This window comes from Neptunomonas sp. ABH4_499 (assembly GCF_056160565.1).
The window spans coordinates 45,088-59,741 of record NZ_JBSWXK010000001.1 but is presented as its reverse complement, the minus strand read 5'-3'; the positions used below and the strand labels follow the sequence as shown (position 1 = coordinate 59,741).

Annotated in this window: 13 protein-coding genes and 1 tRNA gene; 8 read left to right on the top strand and 6 right to left on the bottom strand. The window is 50.8% G+C overall.

Annotation, left to right across the window (positions count from 1 at the left end):
* Nucleotides 1–7: 7 nt before the first annotated feature.
* Genes ACXAF9_RS00250 through ACXAF9_RS00230 form a run of 5 tightly spaced genes read left to right on the top strand, consistent with a single transcriptional unit; the run spans nt 8 to nt 5,664 of the window.
* Nucleotides 8–1,480, top strand: coding sequence for a mannitol dehydrogenase family protein (locus ACXAF9_RS00250; RefSeq protein ID WP_475069220.1), 1,473 nt, complete (start codon nt 8–10; stop codon nt 1,478–1,480).
* A gap of 49 nt (nt 1,481–1,529) precedes the next feature.
* Nucleotides 1,530–2,204 carry an HAD family hydrolase gene (locus ACXAF9_RS00245; RefSeq protein ID WP_475069219.1) on the top strand — a complete coding sequence of 225 codons (675 nt, stop codon included), beginning with the start codon at nt 1,530–1,532 and terminating at the stop codon, nt 2,202–2,204.
* Nucleotides 2,205–2,219: 15 nt separating this feature from the next.
* Entirely contained in the window at nt 2,220–3,176 is a 957-nt protein-coding gene (gene tal / locus ACXAF9_RS00240; protein ID WP_475069218.1) for a transaldolase, read from the top strand.
* Between the two features lie 21 nt (nt 3,177–3,197).
* Nucleotides 3,198–4,694 (top strand): xylulokinase, encoded by a 1,497-nt coding sequence (xylB, locus tag ACXAF9_RS00235; protein WP_475069217.1) that lies wholly within the window; start codon nt 3,198–3,200, stop codon nt 4,692–4,694.
* Nucleotides 4,695–4,719: 25 nt separating this feature from the next.
* Nucleotides 4,720–5,664: an AraC family transcriptional regulator gene (locus ACXAF9_RS00230; protein ID WP_475069216.1), complete on the top strand. Its 945-nt coding sequence runs from the start codon at nt 4,720–4,722 to the stop codon at nt 5,662–5,664.
* Between the two features lie 92 nt (nt 5,665–5,756).
* On the opposite strand, the gene ACXAF9_RS00225 is transcribed toward ACXAF9_RS00230, so the two are convergent.
* Nucleotides 5,757–5,840, bottom strand: a tRNA-Tyr gene (locus tag ACXAF9_RS00225).
* A 447-nt stretch (nt 5,841–6,287) separates the two neighbouring features.
* Between ACXAF9_RS00225 and nrdA the strand changes: the two genes are divergently transcribed.
* The 3 genes from nrdA (at nt 6,288) to yfaE (ending at nt 10,052) form a co-directional block, all read left to right on the top strand.
* Nucleotides 6,288–8,552: a class 1a ribonucleoside-diphosphate reductase subunit alpha gene (gene nrdA, locus ACXAF9_RS00220; protein WP_475069215.1), complete on the top strand. Its 2,265-nt coding sequence runs from the start codon at nt 6,288–6,290 to the stop codon at nt 8,550–8,552.
* A gap of 96 nt (nt 8,553–8,648) precedes the next feature.
* The gene (nrdB, locus tag ACXAF9_RS00215; protein ID WP_475069214.1) at nt 8,649–9,779 is read left to right on the top strand and encodes a class Ia ribonucleoside-diphosphate reductase subunit beta; all 1,131 of its coding nucleotides are present in this window, start codon (nt 8,649–8,651) and stop codon (nt 9,777–9,779) included.
* Between the two features lie 9 nt (nt 9,780–9,788).
* On the top strand, nt 9,789–10,052 hold the full coding sequence (gene yfaE, locus ACXAF9_RS00210) for a class I ribonucleotide reductase maintenance protein YfaE (RefSeq protein ID WP_475069213.1): 264 nt from the start codon (nt 9,789–9,791) through the stop codon (nt 10,050–10,052).
* A 474-nt stretch (nt 10,053–10,526) separates the two neighbouring features.
* Here the strand turns inward: yfaE and nth are convergent, their stop codons facing one another.
* The 5 genes from nth to rsxG all read right to left on the bottom strand — a co-directional run bounded on the left by nth (nt 10,527) and on the right by rsxG (nt 14,652).
* Nucleotides 10,527–11,165, bottom strand: coding sequence for an endonuclease III (gene nth / locus ACXAF9_RS00205; RefSeq protein WP_475069212.1), 639 nt, complete (start codon nt 11,163–11,165; stop codon nt 10,527–10,529).
* Between the two features lie 87 nt (nt 11,166–11,252).
* Entirely contained in the window at nt 11,253–12,212 is a 960-nt protein-coding gene (locus ACXAF9_RS00200) for a GGDEF domain-containing protein (RefSeq protein ID WP_475069211.1), read from the bottom strand.
* A 2-nt stretch (nt 12,213–12,214) separates the two neighbouring features.
* Nucleotides 12,215–13,216 carry a response regulator gene (locus ACXAF9_RS00195; protein WP_475069210.1) on the bottom strand — a complete coding sequence of 334 codons (1,002 nt, stop codon included), beginning with the start codon at nt 13,214–13,216 and terminating at the stop codon, nt 12,215–12,217.
* 72 nt (nt 13,217–13,288) lie between these two features.
* On the bottom strand, nt 13,289–14,008 hold the full coding sequence (locus ACXAF9_RS00190; protein ID WP_475069209.1) for an electron transport complex subunit E: 720 nt from the start codon (nt 14,006–14,008) through the stop codon (nt 13,289–13,291).
* On the bottom strand, nt 14,005–14,652 hold the full coding sequence (gene rsxG / locus ACXAF9_RS00185; RefSeq protein ID WP_475069208.1) for an electron transport complex subunit RsxG: 648 nt from the start codon (nt 14,650–14,652) through the stop codon (nt 14,005–14,007). Before rsxG ends, ACXAF9_RS00190 begins: the two co-directional genes overlap by 4 nt.
* Between the last annotated feature and the right edge of the window lie 2 nt (nt 14,653–14,654).

The following is a 14,654-nucleotide window of genomic DNA, read 5'->3' as shown; positions in this document are numbered from 1 at the left end:
CACAATTATGAAACTCTCTGAATCTTCGTGCGCGTCGTTACCTCGGCGCATTCTAAAACCGAACTACGATCGAGCTGATTCGCAGGTCGGTATGGTGCACTTTGGAGTGGGCGGATTTCACCGTGCCCACCAAGCCATCTACACCGAACAATTGCTGAACCAAGGTAAAGCCTTAGATTGGCGGATTTGCGGCGCGGGTGTGCGAGAGGCGGATCGTCAGATGCGCGACGCGCTCGCTGATCAAGATTATCTGTACACCCTGTATGAGCTTGGCGATACCGATGATCTGTCCATCCAAGTGGTGGGTGTGATTAAGGATTGCTTAGTCGTGCAGGATCAGCGCGATGCACTGCTTGCGATGATGTCCAGTGCCAGCACGCGTATCGTATCCTTGACCGTAACCGAAGGCGGCTATTACACCGACGACAGCGCAGGGGAGTTCAAGCACGATCACCCCGATATCCTAGCGGACCTTAAAACCCCAGAGTCACCTTCAACGGTGTTTGGTTTGATCACCGAAGCGCTTGCGCGTCGCCGAGATGCAGGGGTTGGCCCATTTACCGTGATGTCGTGCGATAACCTGCCGCACAATGGCGATGTTGTGCGCAAGGCGGTGCTCGGTTATGCCGCACTACGAGACACCGACCTTCATGATTGGATGAGTGAGAACGTCACCTTCCCCAACGCCATGGTGGATCGCATTACGCCTATGACCAGCGAAGCCCACAAGGCGCAACTCACAGAAGAGACCGGCATTGTGGATGCTTGGCCTGTGGTGGCCGAGCCTTTCTTGCAGTGGGTGGTGGAAGATAAATTCTGTGCAGGCCGTCCCGAGTGGGAAGAGGTCGGCGTGCAGTTTACGGACGATGTAACCCCCTACGAGGAGATGAAAATCGGCCTTCTGAACGGGGCGCATTTGGCCATGACCTATTTAGGTACCTTGCTTGGGTATCAATTTGCCCACGAAACAATGGAAGACCCGATCCTTCGTGAGTATGTACGTCTCTATATGGATGAGGATGTCACACCACGCTTAAAGCCAGTCCCAGGGATTGATCTGACCGACTACAAAGATACCTTGATTGAGCGGTTCTCCAACCTGGCGATTTGCGATCAGCTCTCGCGTATTTGCTCTGATGGGTTCTCTAAGTTTCCAAAGTTTGTGTTCCCAACGCTGCGACGCCAAATCAAAGCGGGTGCCTCTTTGGACCGTACGGCACTGATCGTGGCCGCATGGACCCATTACTTAAATGGCATGGATGAAAACGGTGTGGCATACGCCATGATTGATCCTAAGTTGGATCTTTTACAGGCCGCGATTTCTGATCCGTCCAAAGTGGTTGAACGCATGTTGGCGCTTGAGGATGTGTTTGGGGAAGACCTCCCTAACAGCGCCGCCTTTGTCGAGGCTTATCAGCAACAATTGAATAAGCTGCAAAACCAAGGCGTTCATGCCACGCTAAAGGCACTTCTGAAATAAGTAGGCCGACGTTTCGGCCTCATCTTTGTCAACTGGCTAAGGGGATTGCATGAGCCATAAGCTGAAAGCCGCGGTGTTTGATATGGACGGGTTATTGATCGACTCAGAGCCCGTGTGGATGCAGGTCGAAGCCGATGTCGTACGCGCTTTGTACGGCATTGATTTGTCCAGCGCCGAGTTACGAAAGTACCAAGGCAGCAGTACACACGCCTTTTGCGAGGGCATTAAAGCCGACTATCCAGAGGCCGGTGTTGATGTGGATCAGCTATGGCATGCCCTGATCGAACAGATGGGTGAGGCCATCCCGCGTGCTCCTTTATTCACGGGCGCAAGAGAGATTCTGCACTGGTGCGTGGATCAAAAAATCCCAACGGCCATTGCTTCTTCATCGCCCATGAGCTTTATCGAAAGCGTCGTTGAAGCGCACAACCTTCCGGTGCACGTGCTGACCTCGGGTACAGAGGTAAAGCGCTCCAAGCCACATCCAGCCGTGTTCGAGCTGTGCGCGTCTCGGCTCTTTGTAGAGCCGTGGCAATGCATGGTGTGGGAGGATTCGATCAACGGCGTGATCGCAGGGCGTGCGGCCGGCGCCACCGTGATTGCGGTGCCAGAGCGCAAACACCCAACCCCAGAAGCCTTTAGCATCGCACACCGACGCGATGCCAGTTTGTTGGTTTCATTAAATCATCTATCGACCAAAGGGTTATCACTGACGAAAGCCTAGTCAGGATTAAACACAATGAACACACTCGAACAATTAAAGCAGTACAGCACCGTGGTTGCCGATACCGGCGAGTTAGAAGCGATGCGTCGTTTCCGTCCGGAAGATGCCACCACCAACCCGTCACTTATTTTAAAAGCCGTGCAGTCTGGCCAGTACGACACCGTGCTGGATCAGGTGATTGATCGCATCAATAAGCAGTGTTTATCCGATAGTGATCGCCTCGAAGCGGTGTGCGATGCGCTCATCGTCGCGATGGGGTGCCAGATTTTAGAGCTGGTCCCAGGGCGAGTTTCGACTGAAGTGGACGCAAGACTCTCGTTTGATACGCAAGCGAGCATCGTGAAGGCCCGTACCTTGATCCAGCTCTATGAAGCGGCGGGCATCTCTAAAGAGCGAGTCCTGATTAAACTTGCCGCCACATGGGAAGGCATTCGCGCCGCGGAAGTTCTAGAGCGAGAAGGGATCAACTGCAACCTTACCTTGATCTTTGCCTTTGAGCAGGCACAAGCCTGTGCCGAAGCGGATGTGTTTTTGATCTCCCCGTTTGTGGGTCGCATTTTGGATTGGTACAAAGCCGCGAACCCCGGTGTGCAGTCCGCCCCTAAAGATGAGCCGGGCGTTGAATCGGTTCAGCGCATTCAGCGGTATTTTAAAGCGCAAAACTACCCAACGGTGGTGATGGGGGCAAGCTTCCGTAATGCCGGAGAGATCATCGCGCTAGCGGGCTGTGATCGCCTAACTATTAGCCCCGCGTTGTTGGAAGCGCTCAGTGAACACACGGAGTCGATCACACCGTTTGATCACAGTGGCGGCGAGGCGTTAAAAGCACCGCTGACCGAATCGGCTTTTCGCTTAGCGATGAATGGCAATGCGATGGCCACCGAAAAATTAGCGGAAGGGATTCGGGGGTTCGAGGCGGATCAAGAACGCCTAGAGATCCTGATCCAAACACGCATCAGCGAGCGCCTGTAAGGCCATCAAGAGGGGCGTGTTATGTACATCGGAGTGGATTGCGGCACCCAAGGCACCAAAGTGGTATTACTCGATACCCACAAAGCGCATGTTGTGGGGGAGGGGTATGCACCGCATGAGTTAATCAGCGATGCGAACGGCCGTCGCGAACAGCACCCGAGCGATTGGGTGTCAGCTTTTATCCGTGCGTTTGAGCAGTGCGTTGCGCAGTCTGGCTGCAACCCCAAAGAGATTCGCGGTATCGGGGTCTCGGGTCAGCAGCACGGTTTAGTGGTTTTGGGTGCCAAAGGCGACGTAATTCGCCCCGCCAAGCTTTGGTGTGATACCGAGACGGCCCCAGAAAACGCTTGGTTGCTGGAGCAACTCGGCGGTGAGCAAGGCTCGATTGAGCTGTTGGGGTTACCGATTGCCACCGGTTACACCGTCTCTAAGCTGGTTTGGCTTAAACAGCACGACCCCGAGAGCTTTGCCAAGATTGCGCATATCTTGTTGCCGCACGATTACCTGAACTACTGGCTCACCGGTGAGCTTGTCGCTGAAAAAGGCGATGCATCGGGCACCGGTTTTTTTGATGTGCGTGCGCGCACTTGGCAGACCGCTGTGTTTGATCACTTTGATGCCGCCTCCTTAGCCGATGCATTGCCGCCGCTGATTGAGGCCGAAGCCAGTGCCGGTTTTGTACAAGCGGATGTAGCAAAACAATTGGGGTTAGGCTCGGATGTGATCGTCTCATCCGGTGGTGGCGATAACATGATGGGCGCGATTGGCACCGGTAACATTTGTGATGGCAAGGTGACCATGAGCTTGGGGACGTCTGGCACCTTATACGCTTACTCAAGTGAAGCGCCCAAGCCTATGCACTCAGCGGTTGCGCCGTTTTGCTCATCGACCAACGGTTGGTTGCCCTTGATCTGTACCATGAACTTAACAGGCGTGGTGAATCAGGTGCGGGGCTTATTTGGCTATGACTTAGATGCCTTTGATCGTGCCATCAAAGCAAGCTCGATTGGAGCCTCTGGCATCACCATGTTGCCGTTTTTAAGCGGCGAGCGTGTGCCCGCTTTGCCGAACGCAACAGGCAACCTTACGGGGATCAACCCACAAAACATGACCCCCGAAAACCTGTGTCGGGCGGCCATCGAAGGGGTGTCTTATACCTTACGCTATGGTCTGGACCGCTTAGGCGAGGGTGGCATCAGCGCTGAAACCATTTGCTTAATCGGTGGTGGTTCGAAAAGCGCCTTTTGGCGTCAGCTGATGGCGGACCTGTGCAATGCTAAAGTGGTGTGCCCCGAAACCGAAGAAGCGGCCGCGCTTGGGGCGGCGATACAGGCGGTGTGGTGTGATCAGCATGCACAAGGCCAGGCGACTTCGTTAAATGATCTGTGTGATCAATTCGTCCACTTAAACCCGGCTAAGTCTGCAGTTCCATCTTTGGTGGCGAACCAAGAATATGAGCAGGCGTACCAGCGATATCTGGATCAACTGCGCACGCAGTACCCGAATGCGTTAAACTGATTCTAATAAGAAAAGGGGGGCGACGATGAACAAGCGTACCGATCTAACGCCCGATACCTCATTCAAGCTGGAGTTGGAGCTGTCCGATACCAGCTTTGATGGTTCGGTTCGTTATCTGCAACACGGCGCAGACTCGCCGCTGATCCGTTGGCATTGCCATAAAGAGTATGAGTTACATTTAATCGTTGCCACATCCGGCAAGATGTTTGTCGGGGATTACATCGGAAACTTCTCGCCGATGCACTTGGTGCTGACAGGGCCGCACCTTCCGCACAATTGGATCAGCCGTCTTGATGAGGATCAACCCGCGCCGCTTCGGGATATGCTGCTGCAGTTTTCGGGGGACTTTATCCAAAACTGCAAAAGCGTGATCCCCGAAATATCGATGTTGGACGAGCTGTTAAAACGCGCCAGTGTCGGGATTATGTTCACAGAGGCCGTCGCCCGCTCGGTAGAGCCATTGTTTAGAACCGCAGCTCGTACTACTGGGTTTTCGCGTTTGGTGATTCTGTTTCAAATTTTGGAGCGCCTAGCGCGCGAAACCGATTATCGCTTGCTGTCTTCGACCTCATTTGACCCGATGCTCGATGAAACCGCGATCGATCGGGTGAACGTTGCGGTCAACTACATCATGGCGCATTACCAAGCGGGCATCACGCTTGAAGATGTCGCTCAAGAGGTGGGTATGAAGCCGACCTATTTCTCGAAGTTCTTTAAGCGCAGTACGGGCATTCGTTTTATCGAGTTTGTGAACAACCTTCGCATCAACCGTGCGTGTGAGCGGCTGGTGGGCACCAATGAGTCGATTACCGATATCTGCTTCCAAGTGGGCTTTAACAACATCGCGAACTTTAATCGACGCTTCTACACCTTAAAAGGGATGACACCGTCGGACTACCGTAAGCAAGCGGTGCTTCGCTATTTCCAGCCGGGCAGCTACGAAACCGCTTCAATCATCGAAAGCAAATAACGCAGACGAATCGAAACGACACATCGGATAAAGAGATGAGGTGTGTTCTGAGATCAGTGTTGGGTAAAGAGTTAAGCAGAGCTGCTTAAAAATGGTGGTGAGGGGTGGATTCGAACCACCGAAGCTTGCGCGTCAGATTTACAGTCTGATCCCTTTGGCCACTCGGGAACCTCACCAGAAGAGGGCGCAAATAATAGCCCTTACGCATCGCCCTGTAAATGGTTTTTGACGCATTTTTTTCGGTTTTTTTCCTATGAATGGAATGAATTTTAATTTTCTCAAAAGTGAAAAAAATTCTTAATAATTGCCCCTACTGGACGCTAAAACCCTCAGTGGCCCATGAGCACTGGGCTGGCTGAGAATCGATCTCAAAAGCGGCCGAAATCCGGCATAGTTATGGGTGAAAATCAAGAGTTGAAATACAGCTAGTTATCTCTATATTTAGTGCCTGAAGTTTCTGGCTGTACAAGATATTGTGGGTTGGTTGAATTTCGACCACAACTTGATTGGGACTGAATCGTTCGTTAACGACAGCCGGCTTACCTTGGTTTTTTTACCTGTTTTCAAGCGCTTTTTATTGACAACGAGCGACTTACTACAACACGGAGCGGAAGAACATCGCTATGCAGCAAAATTTGATGGTAACGAAACGGGATGGTCACCGAGAATTGATTGACCTCGAAAAAATTCATCGAGTGTTGATCTGGGCTGCTGAGGGGTTGGACAATGTATCTCCCTCGGAAATCGAGTTAAAGGCCCACATCCAGTTTTACGAAGGCATCAAAACTTCCGACATCCATGAAACACTGATCAAATCCGCTGCGGATTTGATCTCCGAAGAGGCGCCAGACTACCAATATTTGGCAGCGCGCTTGGCGATCTTCCACCTGCGCAAGCGTGCATACGGTAACTTCGAACCGCCACACCTGTTCGATCACGTATCTGGCATGGTCGAAACTGGCCGTTACGACAAGCACCTTATCGAAGATTACACCCGCGAAGAGTTTGACGAGCTAAACAGCTACCTTGAACACTCGCGCGATATGAACTTCTCCTATGCCGCGGTTAAGCAGCTGGAAGGGAAGTATCTGGTTCAAAACCGTGTGACAGGCGACATCTACGAAAGCCCGCAGGTTCTGTACATGCTGGTAGCGGCGTGTTTGTTTGCGTCTTACCCGAAAGACACGCGTTTGGACTACGTTAAGCGTTTCTACGACGCGACCTCATTATTTAAGCTGTCGTTGCCCACTCCGATCATGGCCGGTGTTCGTACACCAACGCGTCAGTTTAGCTCTTGTGTATTGATCGAGTGCGGCGATAGTCTGGACTCCATCAACGCGACGGCAAGCTCCATCGTTAAATACGTATCGCAGCGTGCCGGTATCGGTATTAACGCGGGCCGTATTCGTGCGATTGGTAGCCCGATTCGCAACGGCGAAGCGTTCCACACAGGTTGTATCCCGTTTTATAAGCACTTCCAAACAGCGGTTAAGTCCTGCTCACAGGGCGGTGTGCGCGGCGGCGCGGCCACTCTGTTCTATCCTATTTGGCACTTGGAAGTGGAATCACTGCTGGTTCTGAAAAACAACCGTGGTGTTGAAGAGAACCGTGTTCGTCACTTGGACTACGGCGTACAGATCAACAAGTTGATGTACCAGCGCCTGATCAAGGGTGGTGATATCACTCTGTTCAGCCCACACGAAGTGCCGGGTCTATACGATGCTTTCTTTGCGGATCAAGACGAGTTCGAGCGTCTGTACGTACAATACGAGCAAGATGCGAGCATCCGTAAGAAAACCATCAAGGCGGTTGAACTGTTCGGTTTGATGGCTTCTGAGCGTGCTTCTACAGGCCGTATCTACATCCAAAACGTCGACCACTGTAACACTCACAGCCCATTTGACCCTGCCGTTGCACCGGTAAAACAGTCTAACTTGTGCCTTGAGATCGCGCTGCCGACCAAGCCAATGGAAGATGTGAACGACCCGAACGGGGAAATCGCACTATGTACGCTGTCGGCGTTTAACTTAGGTGCTTTGGACAATCTGGACGAGCTTGAAAACCTAGCGGACTTGATCGTTCGTGCGCTCGACAGTCTGCTTGATTACCAAGACTACCCAATCGCTGCAGCGCGCAATGCGACCATGAACCGCCGTACGCTGGGTGTGGGTGTGACCAACTTTGCTTACTACCTGGCGAAGAATGGTGTGCGTTACTCCGATGGCTCTGCGAACAGCTTGGTGCATAAAACCTTTGAAGCGATTCAGTTCTTCTTGCTGAAAGCATCGAACCAGCTGGCAAAAGAGCAGGGCCCTTGCCCATTGTTTAACGAGACGACGTACTCGAAAGGCCTGCTGCCTATCGATACGTACAAGCGTGAAGTAGACGAGTACTGTGCAGAGCCTTTGCACTATTTCTGGGAAACTCTGCGCGAAGATATTCGCGAGTTTGGTCTGCGTAACAGTACATTGACCGCGTTGATGCCGTGTGAAACCTCTTCTCAGATCACGAACTCAACCAATGGTATCGAGCCACCACGTGGTTTCGTATCGGTGAAAGCCAGTAAAGATGGCATCATGAAGCAAGTGGTGCCTGAGTACACGTCATTGAAAAATGAGTACGAGTTGCTTTGGAGCATCCCGAGCAACGAAGGTTACCTGCAATTGGTGGGTATCATGCAGAAGTTTGTTGACCAAGCGATCTCGGCCAACACTAACTACGATCCTACGCAGTTCCCGGGCGATAAAGTGCCTATGAAGCAACTGCTGAAAGATCTTCTTACCGCGTATAAGTACGGCCTAAAAACGCTGTATTACCACAACACACGCGACGGTGCTAAAGACGAGCAATCGGATTCCGGTTGTGAAGGCGGTGCCTGCAAACTGTAATCGGTTCGTATCTTCTATACGTAATACAATGACGGGTCGGGTGAATGCTCCCTGACTCGTCCAACTCGATCATTTTGATTAGATTGTTGACGCATCATGTCTTATTCAACGTTTAAACCATCCACTCATGACGCTACGCTTGAGCCGATGTTTTTTGGTAACAGTGTTAACGTAGCGCGATACGATAAGCAGAAGTACCCTATTTTCGAGAAGCTGATCGAGAAGCAACTGTCGTTTTTCTGGCGACCAGAAGAAGTGGATCTAAGTAAAGATCGTAAAGACTTCATGAACATGCCGGAGCACGAGAAGCACATTTTCTTGAGCAATCTAAAATACCAAACTTTGTTGGATTCGGTGCAAGGTCGATCGCCTAACGTTGCGTTCTTACCGATCGTATCTTTACCAGAGCTTGAGACTTGGTTTGAGACTTGGGCGTTCAGTGAAACGATTCACAGCCGCTCTTACACTCACATCATTCGTAACATCGTGACCGAGCCGTCTGAAGTGTTCGATAAGATTGTGACCAACCCCGAGATCATCAAGCGTGCGGAGTCCGTGACGCGTCTGTATGACGAGCTGATCGAGCTGACAACGGTTTACACCTTGCATGGTGTGGGTGTGCACACGATTGATGGTCAGCAGTTTGATGCGACACTTCGTAACCTTAAGAAAAAGCTGTACCTCACCTTGGTATCGGTGAACGTGTTAGAAGCGATCCGTTTCTATGTGAGTTTTGCGTGCTCCTTTGCATTTGCAGAGCGCGCCATCATGGAAGGTAATGCGAAGGTCATTAAGCTGATTGCACGTGACGAGGCGTTGCACTTAACCGGTACTCAGCACATGTTAAACCTGCTGGCATCCGGCGCTGATGACCCGGAGTTTAAAGAGATTGCAGCCGAATGCCGTGATGAGGCGATCCGCATCTTTGAAGAAGCGGCGCAGCAGGAGAAGGATTGGGCGCACTACTTATTCAGCGAAGGCTCCATCATCGGTTTGAACGCTAAAATCCTGAGCGATTACGTTGAGTACATCACCAACGTACGTATCAAGGCATTAGGCTTCCCTGAGTTGTTCCCATCACGTCAAAATCCGCTGCCGTGGATGAATGCGTGGTTATCGAGCGATAACGTTCAGGTGGCGCCGCAAGAGTCCGAGATCAGCTCGTACTTGGTGGGGCAGATTGATAACGAAGTGGAAGATGGCGATTTCGACGATTTCGACCTCTAGGTGACAGGTATGTCCATCCCTCGGATCAAAGTAAATCATTTTCATACCTTTTATTATCAATATGAGCCTACGCTGCTGGACTCGTTAGAAGCGCAGGAGATACCTGCGCAATACAACTGCCGTGGTGGTTACTGCGGCTGTTGTAAGGTGCGTTTACTCGACGGTGAAGTCGAATACGTCCAAGACAGTTTGGTTGATCTTAATGACGATGAGATCCTGACTTGCTGCTGCGTTCCAAAATCCCACATCGAGATCGAACTGCCGGATGAGTAACCCAAGCAGGGTTGCTTATCCGATCTCACGACTCCTTTCTGCTCCTTTTCTGTTCTAACACCATTACATCGAAATATCGTCCTGTTTGGGGTCATCCTGTTAATGATGCAAACCATGCTTGTACACAGGCGCAGCGGAGTTATGCACCGGTGTATAACTTACTAAAGTCAAGCCAATTTAGCCCTATTTTTGAGCAATAAAACACTTTTCAATGCCTCATTTGTGTGCATGGTGAGTGTTTCGTCCACATGAAAATGATAAGATCGTTAGCGCAACAAAAATCAACACCAAAAACGCAAAAAAACCTATTGAATAATATAGATTATTGATTTTATTTGTTTTTTTGGTGTTGGTTGAAATTTGGACAATTTAACTAAGATGCCCGTATTATGGGGGATAGAGGCATCTGTTAAAAACTTTTCCACTAAGTTATCCACAGAAAGTGGGGAAAAGTGTACAAACTGTCATAAAGTATTAAACAGGCTCTGTTTTATCCTTAAAATCACACAAATCTTCAATCATACAACTGCCGCATTTTGGCTTTCTGGCTGTGCATACATAGCGACCATGCAAAATGAGCCAATGATGGGCATCCACTAAAAACGGTTTGGGCACAAAACGCAGAAGCTTCTTTTCCACTTCCAATACGTTTTTGCCGGGCGCGATGCCAGTTCGGTTGGAGACTCGAAAGATATGAGTATCTACCGCCATAGTAGGCTGTCCAAACGCCGTGTTGAGGACAACGTTAGCGGTTTTGCGTCCAACACCGGGAAGGGCTTCCAGCGCCTCACGGGTTTCTGGGACTTCGGAGTTGTGAAGCTCCACCAGCATCTGACAGGTTTTAATCACATTCTCGGCTTTGCTGTTAAAGAGTCCAATGGTTTTGATGTACTCTTTTAATCCGTCAACGCCTAAAGCTAAGATCGCCTCTGGCGTATTCGCAACAGGGTACAGCTTGCGCGTGGCTTTATTAACGCCAACATCCGTTGCTTGTGCCGATAAGATAACGGCGATCAGCAACTCAAAGGGGTTGGTGTATTCAAGCTCGGTGGTAGGGTGGGGGTTGTCCGCTTGCCAGCGGCTAAAAATCTCAAAGCGTTTTTGTTGGTTCATACCGCGTTTTTATAAGGTTCTATGTCATTAGCCCTTAGTGTAAACAAAAACGCGGCAAGAGGCATTTAAGAAGCGGTCAGCGGCCGGTTAATCCGGACTCAGCATGGTCATGCGGTTACGACCGTTCTCTTTGGATTGGTACAGTGCTTCATCGGCCAGTTTAATCCACTGCTCATGGCTCTGGAACATAGGGTGGATTTCGGTCAGTCCTAAGCTGATCGAATAGCGAATCTTATGGCCATCGGCATCCACAAGTGTCGCGCGGATACGCTCTTGAATGCGATTAATAACAACCTTCGCTTGGGAGGCTCGGGTGTCCGTTAATAAGATGCCAAACTCTTCGCCGCCATATCGGCCGACAAAGTCGGTCGCCCGGGTTGCTTCGGTCAGAATCAAAGAGATGTTTTTAAGGACGACGTCGCCAGCCAAATGGCCGTATTGGTCGTTAATCTTCTTAAAGAAATCGATGTCCAGCATGATTAAGCTGGAAGGCGCTTGCGAGCGAGAAAAGCGAGCAAACTCCTCTTTGAGGCGTGCTTCCCAGAAACCACGGTTATACAAGCCCGTCAGTGGGTCGGTTTCGCTTAATACGCGCAGTTTTTGGTTAGCCGACTCGAGCGCGCGGCTGCTGACGGCGGTATCGGTGACATCGTAAATCAGAATGCCAATGTGGTTGGTTTCACCGGAGGGTGAGGTCAGCGGTATCAGGGTGACGTTCTGATACATGTACGCAGCTTCACCTGTGATTGGGCGGTAGCTCTTAAACTGAAACAGGTAAGGGCGTTGTTCCCAAGTGATGAAGGATCGGTTTTTCAGCAAGAAAACCGAGTCCACCTTGTGCTTGAACCACTGGGTTGGCAGCTCCGGGAAGGCTTCAAAGAGCTGTTGATCTTGCAGGTCTAGGTATCGAATCCCAGAGTGGTTCTCCATGAACACGTTCCAGAGCTTGATGTTGTAATCGCGATCAACGACCACAAGGCCGACATCCAGTGTCTGTAGTAACCCCAACTGCAGGTGGAGATCTAAGATATCCGAGGGTTCGCTCATGTTCATTCGTAAAACCGTGCGCGCTCATTCAAAGCTGATAAAGAATCTTCTGTAAAGAGTAACAGAAGATCGCAAGTAATGTTCATTTCACTGATGCGATAACTGATTTCAATCGACAGTGTTTTATCCCAAGCAGGGTGATCGGTCTTCAGATCGGGTAGATGACCATTCAGTCCGATGATGACTGGTGAGTTCTGACTGAAGTTTACATCCAGTTGGGTGGCGAGGCTGTTCATAAACGCACCGCTTAGGATGTTGGACAAGTCAATCAAGGTTTCGCGCTCGGCGGCCTCAGTTAAATCCCCTTCAACCTGCATCAGCTTAGCCATATCGTGAATGCTGGATTCGGTGAACATCAGTAATGACTCACCGGCGATACCGGCGCCGACAAACCCTTGGCTAACCGTTGCGCTGTGCTCACGTTGAATGTGAGTCTGCAACGTCATCTCAAGTTCACTGATCGAGATCAGTCGCACCCGTGGGATTGGCAATTGGACAAAGACATTCAGTAAACGCGCCAAGCGGTCACCCGCACGGCCCATGGCAACGTTCGCAATCTCTTGATAGTAGGCTTGAAGATCAACCGCGACATCGCAGGCCGAGACAGGCGCAGGCTCTTGGTCAGAGGTCAGCTCGTGAAGCAGACCATAGCGGTACAGGATATCGCGCAGTACATCGGAATTGATCGGCTTCTTGATGAAATCAAGCGCACCCAGTTCTTTCACTTTCGCGGCAGCGTCCGGTTGAATGTCGCCCGACACAACCAAAACAAGGGTTTGGAGGTCATCGCGTTGAATCCGCTCAAGCGTTTGGTAGCCATCCATGATCGGCATGTTCAAGTCGAGGAACATCAAGTGTCCCTTGCCATCTTGAATCGCCTCAATCGCTTCAAGACCATGCTGAGCAAAGGTAATGTCGACGTTCCAACCCTTTAACGAGCGAGCCATTTGGTTTCGCGCTAAAGAGGAGTCGTCACAGATAACAACGGGGATGGCTTCTTTCAAAGCAGGGGGCCTCTGTCCTGTAGGGATCTACAGGACAGTATAAAAAAAAGCGCTGCAAATTCAATACATAACTCAGCTAATGTTGCCGGTGACGCGCACACGACGACTTTCAGCGGGTTTATCGGAAATAATCACTTGCTGCTTTTTCTCACGCTCTTTGATTTTGTCATCAATGACGTTTTTAAGCGCGATCAACAAGCCCATGCCGACAAAGGCGCCTGGCGGCAAAATGGCGAACAAGAAGCCTTTGTAATCGTCGATCAGGGTGATCTTCCAGTGTTCGGCTATCGGGCCAAACAGCAGGTGCATATCAGCAAATAAGGTACCAGATCCGAGTGCCTCGCGAAGACCGCCGAGGATGACCAAGACCACGGTAAAACCAAGACCCATCATAAAGCCATCCAGCAGCGAGGCTTTAACTGGGTTTTTTGAGGCAAACGCATCGGCGCGGCCCATGATCACACAGTTGGTCACGATCAATGGGATAAAGATCCCCAGAATCAGATACAGCTCATAGGTTAACGCCTGCATAAGCAGCTCTGTGGCCGTTACGAAAGAGGCAATGATCATTACAAACACCGGTAAGCGCACGGCTTCCGGTACAAACTTCCGGAACAAAGAGACGGTCAGGTTGGAGCCAGTCAGTACCAAAATACTGGCAATGCCCAGACTTAACGAGTTAACCACTGATGCGGTTACCGCTAAAAGAGGGCACAGACCCAACAGCTGCACGAGGGCTGGGTTGTTGGTCCATAAACCGTCGGTCGTTATTTTGCGGTAATTAATGCTCATTGTGAGGCCTCCTTCGGGGCCGACGTCGTCGTGACAGGCGTCAGCAACTCCTCTTTGTGCAAATCAAAAAAACGGATCGCCATCCCAACCGCACCTACTACGGCACGCGGTGTGATGGTAGCGCCGGTAAACTGATCAAACTCGCCGCCGTCTTTTTTGACGGCCCAGCTTTGATCTACAGGGCCACTTAACGTTTTTCCATCAAATGTGGTGATCCAATCCGATTTTTTCAGATCAATTTTATCGCCAAGCCCGGGTGTTTCTTGGTGGGCTAAAACCCGGACGCCCGCAACGGTTGAATCAGCATTCACGCCGACAATAAGCGAGATATTTCCAGAATATCCCTCCGGTGTGATCACCGGCAAAATAACCGTATCTACTTTGCCATTGTTGATGGCTTGATACACGGAAGCGGTCTGGTAACCCAGCTCCGGAGCGCTGATGGTCATCTTGCTGCTGACAAGGTCTGTATCCGTTGCTCCTTCAGGCACGATTTCATGAAGGGCTCGGGACTCTTCATTGCGCTTGTTCTCGGCGATCTGATCAGCGGTCATTACTTGCGTGATCGCGATTAGCCCTGCGGTCACCACCGCAAAGATCGAGATACCAAGGGTGTTCTTCTTTAACGACGTTAGTAATTCCATCG

What these genes read in the sequence shown, in the direction of transcription:
- ACXAF9_RS00250 (WP_475069220.1), top strand. Translation starts at nt 8, where the DNA reads ATGAAACTCTCTGAATCTTCGTGCGCGTCGTTACCTCGGCGCATTCTA.
- ACXAF9_RS00245 (WP_475069219.1), top strand. Translation starts at nt 1,530, where the DNA reads ATGAGCCATAAGCTGAAAGCCGCGGTGTTTGATATGGACGGGTTATTG.
- tal (WP_475069218.1), top strand. Translation starts at nt 2,220, where the DNA reads ATGAACACACTCGAACAATTAAAGCAGTACAGCACCGTGGTTGCCGAT.
- xylB (WP_475069217.1), top strand. Translation starts at nt 3,198, where the DNA reads ATGTACATCGGAGTGGATTGCGGCACCCAAGGCACCAAAGTGGTATTA.
- ACXAF9_RS00230 (WP_475069216.1), top strand. Translation starts at nt 4,720, where the DNA reads ATGAACAAGCGTACCGATCTAACGCCCGATACCTCATTCAAGCTGGAG.
- nrdA (WP_475069215.1), top strand. Translation starts at nt 6,288, where the DNA reads ATGCAGCAAAATTTGATGGTAACGAAACGGGATGGTCACCGAGAATTG.
- nrdB (WP_475069214.1), top strand. Translation starts at nt 8,649, where the DNA reads ATGTCTTATTCAACGTTTAAACCATCCACTCATGACGCTACGCTTGAG.
- yfaE (WP_475069213.1), top strand. Translation starts at nt 9,789, where the DNA reads ATGTCCATCCCTCGGATCAAAGTAAATCATTTTCATACCTTTTATTAT.
- nth (WP_475069212.1), bottom strand. Translation starts at nt 11,165, where the DNA reads ATGAACCAACAAAAACGCTTTGAGATTTTTAGCCGCTGGCAAGCGGAC.
- ACXAF9_RS00200 (WP_475069211.1), bottom strand. Translation starts at nt 12,212, where the DNA reads ATGAGCGAACCCTCGGATATCTTAGATCTCCACCTGCAGTTGGGGTTA.
- ACXAF9_RS00190 (WP_475069209.1), bottom strand. Translation starts at nt 14,008, where the DNA reads ATGAGCATTAATTACCGCAAAATAACGACCGACGGTTTATGGACCAAC.
- rsxG (WP_475069208.1), bottom strand. Translation starts at nt 14,652, where the DNA reads ATGGAATTACTAACGTCGTTAAAGAAGAACACCCTTGGTATCTCGATC.